Raw genomic sequence first — 12,956 nt, 5'->3', positions numbered from 1 at the left:
TCAGACCCCGAGCATTTCGGTCCACATCGTCGGGAAGTCCGGCAAGGTCTTCGCCGTCGTCGCCACGTCCTCGATCTCCACGCCCTCCACCGCGAGGCCGATGATCGCGCCCGCCGTCGCCATGCGGTGGTCGTGGTACGTGTGGAAGACGCCGCCGTGCAGCGGGCGCGGGCGGATGTGGAGGCCGTCCTCGGTCTCCGTCACGTCTCCGCCGAGCTCGTTGATCTCCTTGGTGAGCGCCGCGAGCCGGTCCGTCTCGTGCAGCCGCAGGTGGGCCACCCCGCGCAGGGTCGACGGGGAGTCGGCGAGCGCCGCGACCGCCGCGATCCCGGGGGTCAGCTCGCCGACCTCGCCGAGGTCCACGTCGATGCCGTGGATCCGGCCCGTGCCGGTGAAGGTCAGGCCCGCGTCGGTGAGCTCGCAGGAGCCACCCATCTCGGTGAAGATCCGACGCAGCTCGTCACCCGGCTGGGTGGTCCGCTCCGGCCAGTCGGGGATCGTCACCCGGCCCCCGGTCACCAGGGCCGCCGCCAGGAACGGCTGCGCGTTCGACAGGTCGGGCTCCACGACGAGGTCCCGGCCGCGCAGCCCGGTGGGCGTCACCCGCCACACGTTCGGGGCGCCGCCGTGCTCCGGCTCGTCGACCTGGGCGCCGACCGCCCGCAGCATGTCGACCGTCATCCGGATGTGGGGGAGCGAGGGGAGCCGGCTGCCGACGTGCCGCACCTCGACGCCCTGGTTGAAGCGGGGCGCTGAGAGCAGCAGGGCGCTGACGAACTGGGAGGACGAGGAGGCGTCGATCTCGACGGTGCCGCCGTCCAGGCCGCCGACGCCGTGCACGGTCATCGGGAGCGAGCCCCGGCCGTCGTCGTCGATCCGGGCGCCGAGCGCGCGCAGGGCGTCGATCACGCCGTGCAGCGGGCGCTCGTGGGAGCGGGGGTCGCCGTCGAAGCGCACCGGACCGTCGGCGAGGGCCGCGACCGGGGGCAGGAAGCGCATGACCGTGCCCGCGTTGCCGACGTCGACGGTCGCGGGGCCGCGCAGCGGGGAGGGGATGATCCGCCAGGCCTCGCCGGAGCCGTCGGGGCCCACGCCTTCCTCGATCTTCACGCCGAGGGTACGGAGCGCCTCGGCCATCAGGAGGGTGTCGCGGGAGCGCAGAGGGCGGCGCAGCCAGCCCGGCTCGGCGGCGAGCGCGGCGAGGACCAGGGCGCGGTTGGTGACCGACTTCGATCCGGGCACGGTGACGGTCGCGTCGACGGCGCCGCGGGCGTACGGGGCGGGCCAGAGGTCGGTGGGCGGGTCGATGTGCGCGGAAGCTGCTGCGGTCATGGACTCACTGTACGGGGGAGTCAGATGCCCAGGAGCCAGCGCCCGCCGCCGATCAGGGCGGATATCGCGACCGTGTGGAAGAAGAACAGCCACACGCCCGCAGGCACATGGGTGAGTCGCGACAGCTGGTCCGCGTCCGAGTCGGGGGCGCCGCCGCGGCGCCGCTTCGCCTGGAGCTCGAAGGCCGGGCGGACACCGCCGAGCAGCAGGAACCAGACCGCCGCGTACGCGAAGGCCGACTGGACGTTCGGCCCGGTCAGCCAGGAGACGAGGAGGAAGGCGGCGCCCGTCAGGACGACGGTGAGGACCCCGTACGCGTTGCGGACCATCACCAGCATGGCGAGCAGCAGGGCGGTCGCCATCCAGAGCAACAGGGTGACGTGGCGGGTGCCGAGCAGGGCGGCGCCCCCGAGCCCGAGCAGCGGGGCCGCCGGATAGCCGGCGGCGAGGGTGAGGACGACGCCGAGGCCGGTCGGGCGGCCCCGGGTCACGGTCAGTCCGCTGGTGTCCGAGTGCAGCCGGATCGCCTCCAGGCGGCGGCCGGTGGCGAGGGCCACGAGTCCGTGGCCGCCCTCGTGGGCGATGGTGATCGCGCCCCGGGCCGGGAGCCAGAGACGGCGGAGGACGACCAGGCCCAGTGCGCAGGCGGCGGTGACGTAGACGATCCACGTGTCGGGAGCCGGCTGGGTGCCGAGGATCTCGGTCATTTGGCGGACTGCTCCTCGCTCGCGGTCGGGATCGTGGCAGTGTGGCACGTATGTGCGGACGGTATGCATCGAGTCGGCGGCCCGAGGACCTCGTCGGTCTGTTCGGGGTCGAGAAGTGGGAGCCGGAGGAGACGCTGGCCCCCGACTGGAACGTGGCCCCCACCAAAGAGGTCTGGGCCGTTCTGGAGCGTCCTGTGAAGGACGCCGGATCCCCGCGCCCGGTTCGCCAGCTGCGCGCGCTGAAGTGGGGCCTCGTGCCGTCCTGGGCGAAGTCGCCGGAGGGCGCCGCCCGGATGATCAACGCGCGCGCGGAGACCGTGGACGAGAAGCCCTCCTTCAAGCGCGCCTTCCAGTCCCGCCGGTGCATCCTGCCCGCCGACGGCTACTACGAGTGGGTGACCGGGACCGCCGAGCGCGACCTGGAGGTCGAGGGCAAGAAGAAGCGGCCCCGGAAGCAGCCGTACTTCGTGACCCCGGCGGACGGCTCCGTCTTCGCGATGGCCGGGCTCTACGAGTTCTGGCGGGACCGCACCCTGCCCGACGGGCACCCCTCCGCGTGGTGGGCGACCTGCTCGGTGATCACCACCGAGGCCGAGACCGGACCGCTGGGCGTCGCCCCGGCCGAGGGCCCGCGCTCGCTCCACGACATCCACCCCCGGATGCCGCTGATGCTGACGGAGGACCGCTGGGACGCCTGGCTCGACCCGGCGCGCACCGACCCCGAGGAGCTGCGCGGACTCCTCGCCCCGCCGCCGGAGGGCCTGATGCGGGCCTACCCGGTCGCGACCGCCGTCAGCAACGTCCGCAACAACGGCCCCGAGCTCCTGGAGGAGTTGGCAGGACCGGAGGTCGGCACGCTGTTCTGACGCGCGGGCCGGGCCGCACGGCAGGATGGGGACGTGACACAGTACGAGACCGTCCCCACCGACGCCGGTGAGGCACGCATCACGTGGTACGCCGGGACGAAGCCCCGGGCCGTCCTCGCCCTCGGCCACGGCGCCGGCGGCGGCGTCGAGGCCCGCGACCTCCAGGCCCTTGCCGGGGCGCTGCCCGCGCACGGCGTGACCGTCGCCCTCGTCGAGCAGCCCTGGCGGGTCGCCGGGAAGAAGGTCGCGCCCGCGCCGAAGACCCTCGACACCGGCTGGCGCGGCCTCTGGCCGTCCCTCGCGAAGCCCGGCCTCCCCGTCGTCGCGGGCGGCCGCAGCGCCGGCGCCCGGGTCGCCTGCCGGACCGGGCGGGAGCTCGGCGCGCTCGCCGTCCTCGCCCTGAGCTTCCCGCTCCACCCGCCGGGCAGGCCCGAGAGGTCCCGCGCCGAGGAGCTCCTCTCCACCGGCCTGCCCACCCTCGTCGTCCAGGGCGGCAACGACCCCTTCGGGCGGCCCGAGGAGTATCCGGAAGGCCCGTACGAGCTCGTGGAGGTCCCGTACGGGGACCACGGCTTCGCCGTCCCCAAGCGCGCGCCGCTGAGCCAGGACGAGGCCCTCGCCGGTCTCGTCGAGGGCGTCACCGCGTGGCTCACCGGCCTGCGTTGACACCCGCCCCCGCGCACCGGGAATGCGGAGCGGGGTGTCGCTGTTGTGGAGGGCGTCGGTGTGAGAGCAAGGAAGAGGGAGTCCGTCGCATGGGTTCGACCATCTGCCCAGAGCGTGCGCAGGCCGCTGACCTCGCCTGGACAGTGCTGCCCGCTCCCAGGACCGCCCCGATTCGGGCGGCGGGCGGAGCGGTTCCTCGTCTATCCTCCGAAACGAGCGGGTCCGCCCTCGGGCTCGCCGCCGCGCTGGAGGAGGTGGGTCCGGTCACTGGGACCGACACAGGGACCGACGACGGCCCCGAGGAGACGACCGAGGAGCGCAACGCGCGCTTCGAGCGGGACGCCCTCGGCTACCTCGACCAGATGTACTCGGCCGCGCTGCGCATGACGCGCAACCCCGCGGACGCGGAGGACCTGGTGCAGGAGACCTACGCCAAGGCGTACGGATCGTTCCACCAGTTCCGCGAGGGCACGAACCTCAAGGCCTGGCTGTACCGCATCCTCACGAACACCTTCATCAACTCGTACCGCAAGAAGCAGCGCGAGCCCCAGCGCAGCGCCGCCGAGGAGATCGAGGACTGGCAGCTCGCCCGCGCCGAGTCGCACATGTCGACCGGTCTGCGCTCCGCCGAGTCGCAGGCGCTCGACCACCTTCCCGACTCCGACGTGAAGGAAGCGCTCCAGGCGATTCCCGAGGAGTTCCGCATCGCCGTCTATCTCGCCGATGTCGAGGGCTTTGCGTACAAGGAGATCGCGGACATCATGGGGACACCCATCGGTACGGTGATGTCCCGACTGCACCGGGGCCGCCGCCAGCTGCGCGGCATGCTCGAGGACTACGCTCGCGACCGCGGGCTGGTACCCGCGGGCGCCGGAGAGTCGTCGAACGATCTGAAAGGCTCGGGCTCATGAGCTGCGGAGAGCCGCACGAGACGGATTGCTCAGAGGTCCTGGATCATCTCTACGAGTTCCTCGACCATGAGATGCCCGACAGCGACTGCACCAAGTTCGAGGTGCACTTCGAGGAGTGCTCCCCGTGCCTGGAGAAGTACGGCCTGGAGCAGGCGGTGAAGAAGCTCGTCAAGCGCTGCTGCGGCAGTGACGACGTCCCCACCGACCTGCGCGCCAAGGTCATGGGCCGGATCGACCTGATCCGCGCCGGGCACCTGGTGCCCGAGCAGGACATCACGGCGAGCGCCCCGACGACGCCGGCCCCGCAGGAGTAGCACCCCTCCCGTACCGGGAACCGAGGCCGTCGCGCACCGTTCGCGGCGGCCTCGCGCATACATCAGCTTGTATCACCCGATGGTGCGAATCACTCCGACCGCGCCGTCGCCGCCCGCCCGACTCGCTAGCGTGACGGGCGTGATGGGCGTGAAGGTCATTCCGCGAGCGGCCCGCGTGTACATCGGCTGCGCCCTGCTCGGCGCGGGAGCGTGCGTCCTGCCCGCACTGCGCCCCGGCGCGGCCGTCCCCTGGGGCACGGTCGCACTCCTCGCCGCCCTGTACGCGCTCTGCGAGCTGCCCGCCCGCTGCCGGCGCATCGGCCGCGCGCTCGGCCGCTCCCTCCCCATGGGCACCGGCTCCTTCTTCCCCGTCCTCCTCGCAGCCGCCCTGCTCCTGCCGCCCGCCGCCGCCGCGCTCACCGCGATCCCCGGCAGCCTCCTCGGCCGCGTCGAGGAGCCGCCCGCCGCACCCCGCCGCGCCTGGCGGGCCGCCGCCGCGGCCCTCGCCGTCTGGGCCGCCGCCCTGGCCGCCGACGCCCTCGGCAGCCCCACCGCCCTCGGCCGGGGCCCGCACGCCCCCGACCTGCCGTACGCGCTGCTGCCCGCCGGCGCCGCCGCCCTCGTCTTCTGCCTGGTCCTCACCGCCCTCGACGGCGGCATCCGGGCCACCGCCGGCGGACTCCCGCCCGGGGCCGCCTGGCGCGGCCTCCTCGGCCGCTCCCTCACCCCGCACACCGTCCACGGCCTCGCCGGACTGATGATGGCCGTGCTCTGGCGCAGCACGTACGGCCCCGTCGCGGCGCTCTTCGTGCTCCTCCCCATGTACATCTCCTGCTGGGTCTTCGCCCAGTACCACCGTGAGCGCGCCGCCCACCAGGCCACCATCCGCGCCCTCGTCCAGGCCGTCGACATCAAGGACCGGTACACCCGGGGCCACAGCGAACGCGTCGGCCAGGCCTCCGTCCTGATCGCCCGTGAGCTCGGCATGGCCGAGGACCGCCTCGACGTCGTCCGCTTCGCCGGCATCCTGCACGACGTGGGCAAACTCGGCGTGCCCACCCGGGTGCTCACCAAGGACGGACCCCTCACCCCCGAGGAACGCCGGGTCATCGAACTGCACCCCGAGTACGGCCACGAGATGGTCCGCGGCATCGGCTTCCTCGGCGAGGCGCGGGCCGCGATCCTCCACCACCACGAACGCATGGACGGCAGCGGTTATCCGTACGGGCTCCACGGGGAGCAGATCCCCGAGTTCGCCCGGGTCGTGGCCGTCGCCGACGCCTTCGACGCCATGACCTCCACCCGCTCCTACAGCCGGGCCCGCCCGGTGCCCACCGCCCTCGCCGAACTGGAGCGCTGCGCCGGCACCCAGTTCGACCCCCGGATGGTCACCGCCCTCGTCCAGGCCCTGGACCGGCACGGCTGGCAGCCCGCCGTCACCGCCGACGAGACGACCGGAAGCCCGGCACGGACGGAGCCGCTCCCCCCGCCGCGCGGCCCCCTCCCCGCACCCGCCAAGGAGCCCGCATGAGACCCGGGGCGCTCACCGTCGGCGCCGTGCGCGGCGCCGCGCTCCTCCTCGGCCTCGTCGGCTTCGGCAGCACCCTCTGGTACGGCCTCGACGAACCCGGCAACGCCCTCGCCTTCGGCACCCTCATCGCCCTCGGCGAGCTCGCCCGCTGGGGCGCCGCACCCGGCACGGGGACGCCCCCCGCCGTCGAAGAGCCCCGGGGGAGCGAGCCCGCGCCCCTCGCCGCCGCCGGAGCCCTCGCGTACGCCCTGCTCGGGCCCAGCGCCGGCACCGCCACCACCCACGGCGTCCCGCAGACCGTCGCCGTCGTCGTCGCCGCGGGCCTCGTCGGGATCGTCCCGCACATCGCCCGCGGCCGTGGCCCCGGACTCGACCACCTCGCCCGCCGCGTCCTCACCGCCGGCTTCGCCGCGCTCTGCTTCCAGCCCCTCTACAACACGGGCGCCGTCACCGAGCACCTCGGCCAGGGCCCCGCGTACGCCCTCTTCCTGGTCCTCCTGCTCGTCCTGACCGCCCTGTGCGACGCCGTGCTCGCCGCCCTCCTGCTCCGCGCCCGCACCGGATTCCCGTACGGCCCCCTCCTGCGCGACGAACTCCGCGCCTTCCTCGGCATCGGCTCCGCCGTCTGCGCGACCGGCACCGTCATGGCGCTCGGCGTCGCCGCCGCAGGCCTCTGGGCGCTGCCCGTGCTCGCCGTCCCGCTCCTGCTCACCCAGGTCTCCTACCGGCGGTACGCGGCCGTGCGGACCGTCAACCGGCAGACCATCGCCTCCCTCGCCCGCGCCACCGAGATCGCCGGCTGCACCCCGCCCGGGCACGCCCGCCGGGTCGCCGCCCTCAGCGCGGCCGTCGGCCGCGAGCTCGGTCTGTGCGGGACCGAGCTGGCCGTCCTGGAGCACGCGGCGCTCATGCACGACATCGGCCAGCTCTCCCTCGTCGACCCGGTCGCGGGCGGCGCCACCGCCCTCCTCCCGGCCGAGGAGCAGCGCCGGATCGCCCTCCTGGGCGGCGAGGTGGTCCGCAGGACCGGGGTCCCCGAGGCCGTCGCCGTCGTCGTGGAGCGGCAGGCCGACCCGTACCGCGAGCAGCCGCTTCCCGCCCGGATCGTCCGTGCCGTGAACGCCTACGACGACCTGGCGGGCACCGGAACGGGCGAGGGCGCGGCCGCCGCGCTCGGGGCCCTGGAGCGGCTCAGGCTCGGCACCGCCCGCGACTATCACCCGGATGTCGTCGAATGCCTGGCCAGGGTCCTGGCACGGGGCGGAGCCGCTGGGGTGACCTCTGCCGTCCCTGGGTAACCCATGGGTAATGAGCGCGCGTCCGACCGGGCATGGTTGGATGCGAACAAGAGGGTGAAGCGACCGGCAGGCGGGAATCGTGAAGATCTTCGGGAAGGTACGGCATCGGCCCTCCGCCTCGTGGCGGCAGGCCACCGACCGCGCGTTCACGCTGATCGGCGACGGCCGGTACGAGGACGCGGGCGCACTGCTCACGCGCGCGGCGGATCTGGAGCCCTGGCTCTCGGAGTCCTGGTTCAATCTGGCGCTGCTGCACAAGTTCCGGCACGACTGGGAGCAGGCCCGGGCCGCCGGGCTGCGCGCGGTCGCGCTGCTCGACAAGGAGAGCGGCGCCCCCGACTGGTGGAACGTCGGCATCGCCGCCACCGCGCTCCAGGACTGGCCGCTGGCCCGCCGGGCCTGGCAGGCCTACGGACTCAAGGTGCCCGGCGCCGCCGCCGGAACCGGCGAGCCCGCCGGCATGGAGCTGGGCAGCGCCGCCGTCCGGCTCTCGCCCGAGGGCGAGGCCGAGGTCGTGTGGGGCCGCCGGCTCGACCCGGCCCGGATCGAGGTCCTCTCCATCCCGCTGCCCTCCTCCGGCCGCCGCTGGGGCGAGGTCGTCCTCCACGACGGCGTGCCGAACGGCGAGCGGACCACCACCGCCGGCCCCTCCTACCCCGTCTTCGACGAGATCGAGCTGTGGGCGCCCTCACCCGTCCCCACCTGGGTGGTGCTCCTGGAGGCGGCCACCGAGGCCGACCGGGACGCCCTGGAACAGCTCGCCGCCGAGGCCGGTTTCGCCGCCGAGGACTGGTCGTCCTCCGTACGGCTGCTCTGCCGTGCCTGCTCGGAGTCGACCATGCCGAGCGCCGAGGGCGAGGGCGAGCACTCCGACCCGCACGACCACAGCGAGCCTGGCCACCCGGGCCCGCTCGGCCACCGCTCGCCCGGCGAGCTGTGGGTGCCCGAGCGCGAGTGCGGCATCGCGGCCCCGGCGGGCCTGGTGCGGGGCCTCCTCGACGGCTGGGTCGCGGACAGCCCGGACAGCCGCGAGTGGCGCGATCTGGAAGAGGTCTGCTGAGCGTTCCCGCACGGGCCCGTAGGCTGTCCTTCGACGGAATCGGGTTTTCAGAAGGGCGCGGCCGGACATGGCGCAGCAGGAGACGGACGAGCAGATGATCAACGACGGCTTCGTCGTGGACACGGAGGACTGCGAGGCGCGGGAGCTCGCCTACCGTGAGCGCGGCACGGCCCGCCCGATCACGGTCGTCGGCAACCCCGTCCTCCACCGCGAGTGCAAGGACGTCACCGAGTTCGACGACGAGCTCGCGAAGCTCGTCGACGACATGTTCGCCAGCCAGAAGGCCGCCGAGGGCGTGGGCCTGGCCGCGAACCAGATCGGCGTGGACCTCAAGGTCTTCGTCTACGACTGCATGGACGACGAGGGCGTCCGGCACGTCGGCGTCGTCTGCAACCCGGTCCTCCAGGAGCTCCCGGCCGAGCTGCGCATCCTGGACGAGTCCAACGAGGGCTGCCTGTCCGTGCCGACGGCCTACGCCGAGCTGGCCCGCCCCGACTACGCGGAGGTCCACGGCCAGGACGCCCAGGGCAACCCGATCAAGGTGCGCGGCACCGGCTACTTCGCCCGCTGCCTCCAGCACGAGACGGACCACCTGTACGGCTTCCTGTACATCGACAAGCTCTCCAAGCGCGACCGCAAGGACGCCCTGCGCCAGATGGAAGAGGGCACCCCGCGCTACGAGACGGTCCCGAACGACTGATCTCCCGCACGTACGGCGAAGGGCCCCGCACTCCGAGGAGTGCGGGGCCCTTCGCCGTACCGGCTAGAAGTCCTCGTCGAGGTCCACCGAGCCCTCGACCGCCACCTGGTAGGCGGACGGGCGGCGCTCGAAGAAGTTGGTCAGCTCCTGGACGCCCTGGAGCTCCATGAACGCGAACGGGTTCTCGGAACCGAAGACCGGCGGGAAGCCGAGGCGAACGAGCCGCTGGTCGGCGACGCACTGGAGGTACTGGCGCATCGACTCGGTGTTCATGCCCGGCAGGCCGTCGCCGCACAGGTCGCGGCCGAACTGAAGCTCCGCCTCGACGGCCTCCTTCAACATGTCCGTGACCTGCTGCTGGAGGGCGTCGTCGAAGAGCTCGGGCTCCTCCTTGCGGACGGTGTCCACGACCTCGAAGGCGAAGTTCATGTGCATCGTCTCGTCGCGGAACACCCAGTTGGTGCCCGTCGCCAGGCCGTGCAGCAGGCCGCGGGAGCGGAACCAGTAGACGTACGCGAAGGCGCCGTAGAAGAACAGGCCCTCGATGCACGCCGCGAAGCAGATCAGGTTCAGCAGGAAGCGGCGGCGGTCGGCGGCCGTCTCCAGCTTCTCGATCTTCTCGACCGAGTCCATCCACTTGAAGCAGAACTGCGCCTTCTCGCGGATGGAGGGGATGTTCTCGACGGCGTCGAACGCGGCGGCGCGGTCGGCCGGGTCGGGCAGGTAGGTGTCGAGCAGCGTCAGATAGAACTGGACGTGCACGGCCTCCTCGAACAGCTGCCGCGACAGGTAGAGGCGCGCCTCGGGCGAGTTGATGTGCTTGTAGAGCGTCAGGACCAGGTTGTTCGCCACGATCGAGTCGCCCGTCGCGAAGAACGCGACCAGCCGGCCGATCATGTGCTGCTCACCGGGGGTGAGCTTGGCGAGGTCGGCGACGTCCGAGTGGAGGTCGACCTCCTCCACGGTCCAGGTGTTCTTGATGGCGTCCCGGTAGCGCTCGTAGAAGTCCGGGTAGCGCATCGGACGGAGGGTCAGTTCGAAGCCCGGGTCCAGGAGGTTCTTCTTCTCGGTGCTCATTACTGGCAGGCCTCGCAGGACTCGGGGTTTTCCAGGGAGCAGGCGAGCGCGTCCGCGTCGGACGTCGCCTGCTGGACGGGGATCGGGGCGGCGGTCGTCGCGGCCTGGGCGGCGCGGGCGATCCGGGTCGCCGGGCGGGAGCGCAGGTAGTACGTGGTCTTCAGGCCCTGCTTCCAGGCGTACGCGTACATCGACGACAGCTTGCCGATCGTCGGCGTCTCCAGGAACAGGTTCAGCGACTGCGACTGGTCCAGGAACGGCGTACGGGCGGCGGCCATGTCGATCAGACCGCGCTGCGGGATCTCCCAGGCCGTGCGGTACAGCTCGCGCACCTCGGCGGGGACCCAGGTGAAGCCGGCCACCGAGCCGTTGGAGTCGCGCAGCGCCTCACGGGTCTGTGCGTCCCACACGCCGAGCTTCTTCAGCTCGTCGACGAGGTACGAGTTGACCTGGAGGAACTCGCCGGACAGCGTCTCGCGCTTGAACAGGTTGGAGACCTGCGGCTCGATGCACTCGTAGACGCCCGCGATCGAGGCGATGGTCGCCGTCGGCGCGATGGCCAGGAGGAGGGAGTTGCGCATGCCGGTCGACGCGATCCGCTCGCGCAGCGCCGCCCAGCGCTCCGGCCAGTTGAGCTCCACGTCGTAGTGGTCGGGGTGCAGGACGCCCCGGGCGGTGCGGGTCTTGGCCCAGGCGGGGAGCGGGCCGCTGCGCTCGGCGAGGTCGGCGGACGCCTCGTACGCGGCGAGCATGATCCGCTCGGCGATCCGGGTGGACAGGGCGCGCGCCTCGGCGGAGTCGAACGGCAGCTTCAGCTGGAAGAAGACGTCCTGGAGGCCCATCGCGCCGAGGCCGACCGGGCGCCACTTGGCGTTGGAGCGGCCCGCCTGCTCGGTCGGGTAGAAGTTGATGTCGACGACCCGGTCGAGGAAGGTGACGGCCGTGCGGACGGTCTCGTCCAGCCGCTCCCAGTCGATGTCCGAACCCGACACGAAGGCGCCGAGGTTGACCGAGCCGAGGTTGCAGACCGCCGTCTCGCCGTCGTTCGTGACCTCGATGATCTCGGTGCAGAGGTTCGAGGAGTGGACGACGGTGCCGGGCTCGGCCGTCTGGTTGGCCGTACGGTTCGAGGCGTCCTTGAAGGTCATCCAGCCGTTGCCGGTCTGGGCCAGGGTGCGCATCATCCGGCCGTACAGGTCGCGGGCCGGCATCGTCTTGCGGGCCAGGCCCGCCGCCTCGGCCTCGCGGTAGGCGGCGTCGAACTCCTCGCCGTACAGGTCGACGAGCTCGGGCACGTCCGCCGGGGAGAACAGCGACCACTCGGCGTCGGCGTTGACCCGGCGCATGAACTCGTCCGGGATCCAGTGCGCCAGGTTCAGGTTGTGCGTACGGCGCTGGTCCTCGCCCGTGTTGTCGCGGAGCTCCAGGAACTCCTCGATGTCCGCGTGCCAGGTCTCCAGGTAGACCGCGGCGGCGCCCTTGCGGCGGCCGCCCTGGTTCACGGCGGCGACGGAGGCGTCGAGCGTCTTCAGGAACGGCACGATGCCGTTGGAGTGCCCGTTGGTGCCGCGGATCAGCGAACCGCGGGCGCGGATGCGGGAGTACGACAGGCCGATGCCGCCCGCGTGCTTCGAGAGGCGCGCGACCTGGTGGTAGCGGTCGTAGATGGAGTCCAGCTCGTCCTGCGGGGAGTCCAGCAGGTAGCAGGAGGACATCTGCGGGTGGCGGGTGCCGGAGTTGAAGAGCGTGGGGGAGGACGGCAGGTAGTCCAGACGGCTCATCAGGCCGTACAGCGCGGCCACCTCGTCGAGGGCGCGGACGCTGTCGTCCTCGGCGAGGCCGCAGGCGACGCGCAGCATGAAGTGCTGCGGGGTCTCGATCACCTTGCGGGTGATCGGGTGGCGCAGCAGGTAGCGCGAGTAGAGGGTGCGCAGACCGAAGTAGCCGAAGCGGTCGTCGCCGGCCGCGTCGATCGTCGCGTCGAGCCGCGCGGCGTGCAGGGTGACGAAGTCGGCGGTGCGGTCGGCGATGAGGCCCTCGCGGTGCCCGACGGCGACGGAGGCCGAGAAGGAGACGGCGCCCTGGCCGGCCGCCTCGTCGGCGATGGTGATGGTGAGGAGCCGGGCGGCGAGCCGGGAGTACGCGGGGTCCTCGGCGATCAGGCCGGCGGCCGCCTCGGTGGCCAGCTCGCGCAGCTCCGCCTCGTCCGACGTGGCGCTGCGGCCGCGGAGGGCGGCGGCGGCGACCTTGCCGGGGTCGGTGTCGGGGAGATCGGCGGTGAGGTCGGTCAGGGTCCGCAGCAGCACGGTCCCGGGGCCGTCGCTCTCGACCGCGGAAGCCTCGGCCGAAGCCGGATCGGCGGGCGCGATGGTCACGTGGGGGCTCTCCCTCGCTCGGCGGGGCGCGCGGGCGGGAGGCGGGCAGGCGGGCACCCGTACGCGCGGGCGCGCCGCGTCCACCAACCCACTCCGCGAGGCCCGGACGTCTGTGGCAC

General features: G+C 72.8%; 12 protein-coding genes. 8 read left to right on the top strand and 4 right to left on the bottom strand.

The genetic code is table 11. The annotated features are described in order from the left end of the window. Positions 1-1,332 carry a 3-phosphoshikimate 1-carboxyvinyltransferase gene (aroA, locus tag BLW86_RS12815; RefSeq protein WP_093874159.1) on the bottom strand — a complete coding sequence of 444 codons (1,332 nt, stop codon included), beginning with the start codon at positions 1,330-1,332 and terminating at the stop codon, positions 1-3. Positions 1,333-1,352: 20 nt separating this feature from the next. Continuing rightward, entirely contained in the window at positions 1,353-2,039 is a 687-nt protein-coding gene (locus tag BLW86_RS12810; protein WP_093874158.1) for a M50 family metallopeptidase, read from the bottom strand. A gap of 50 nt (positions 2,040-2,089) precedes the next feature. Here BLW86_RS12810 and BLW86_RS12805 point away from each other — a divergent pair, with 50 nt between their 5' ends. The 8 genes from BLW86_RS12805 (at position 2,090) to def (ending at position 9,385) form a co-directional block, all read left to right on the top strand. After that, the gene (locus BLW86_RS12805; RefSeq protein ID WP_093874157.1) at positions 2,090-2,905 is read left to right on the top strand and encodes an SOS response-associated peptidase; all 816 of its coding nucleotides are present in this window, start codon (positions 2,090-2,092) and stop codon (positions 2,903-2,905) included. Positions 2,906-2,938: 33 nt separating this feature from the next. Next, positions 2,939-3,571, top strand: coding sequence for an alpha/beta hydrolase family protein (locus tag BLW86_RS12800; RefSeq protein ID WP_093874156.1), 633 nt, complete (start codon positions 2,939-2,941; stop codon positions 3,569-3,571). A gap of 254 nt (positions 3,572-3,825) precedes the next feature. Then, positions 3,826-4,482 (top strand): sigma-70 family RNA polymerase sigma factor, encoded by a 657-nt coding sequence (locus BLW86_RS12795; RefSeq protein WP_030207302.1) that lies wholly within the window; start codon positions 3,826-3,828, stop codon positions 4,480-4,482. Continuing rightward, positions 4,479-4,796: a mycothiol system anti-sigma-R factor gene (gene rsrA / locus BLW86_RS12790; protein ID WP_093874154.1), complete on the top strand. Its 318-nt coding sequence runs from the start codon at positions 4,479-4,481 to the stop codon at positions 4,794-4,796. The genes BLW86_RS12795 and rsrA overlap by 4 nt, the downstream gene beginning before the upstream one ends. 148 nt (positions 4,797-4,944) lie before the next feature. Then, positions 4,945-6,327, top strand: coding sequence for an HD-GYP domain-containing protein (locus BLW86_RS12785; RefSeq protein ID WP_256341662.1), 1,383 nt, complete (start codon positions 4,945-4,947; stop codon positions 6,325-6,327). After that, positions 6,324-7,625: an HD domain-containing protein gene (locus BLW86_RS12780; RefSeq protein WP_093874152.1), complete on the top strand. Its 1,302-nt coding sequence runs from the start codon at positions 6,324-6,326 to the stop codon at positions 7,623-7,625. The genes BLW86_RS12785 and BLW86_RS12780 overlap by 4 nt, the downstream gene beginning before the upstream one ends. A gap of 79 nt (positions 7,626-7,704) precedes the next feature. Next, positions 7,705-8,685, top strand: a complete 981-nt coding sequence (locus tag BLW86_RS12775; RefSeq protein WP_055600922.1) for a tetratricopeptide repeat protein — start codon at positions 7,705-7,707, stop codon at positions 8,683-8,685. Between the two features lie 67 nt (positions 8,686-8,752). Then, positions 8,753-9,385 (top strand): peptide deformylase, encoded by a 633-nt coding sequence (gene def / locus BLW86_RS12770; protein WP_093874151.1) that lies wholly within the window; start codon positions 8,753-8,755, stop codon positions 9,383-9,385. Positions 9,386-9,448: 63 nt separating this feature from the next. Here def and BLW86_RS12765 read toward each other — a convergent pair whose 3' ends face one another. Continuing rightward, complete coding sequence (locus tag BLW86_RS12765) at positions 9,449-10,462, bottom strand: ribonucleotide-diphosphate reductase subunit beta (protein WP_177181639.1); 1,014 nt, start codon at positions 10,460-10,462, stop codon at positions 9,449-9,451. Next, complete coding sequence (locus BLW86_RS12760; RefSeq protein WP_093874149.1) at positions 10,462-12,837, bottom strand: ribonucleoside-diphosphate reductase subunit alpha; 2,376 nt, start codon at positions 12,835-12,837, stop codon at positions 10,462-10,464. The genes BLW86_RS12765 and BLW86_RS12760 overlap by 1 nt, the downstream gene beginning before the upstream one ends. Between the last annotated feature and the right edge of the window lie 119 nt (positions 12,838-12,956).

The sequence above is a fragment of the Streptomyces sp. TLI_105 genome (assembly GCF_900105415.1).
Classification (GTDB): domain Bacteria; phylum Actinomycetota; class Actinomycetes; order Streptomycetales; family Streptomycetaceae; genus Streptomyces.
Note: the sequence above shows the minus strand (reverse complement) of the source record. Positions and strands in the feature narration are given on the sequence as shown.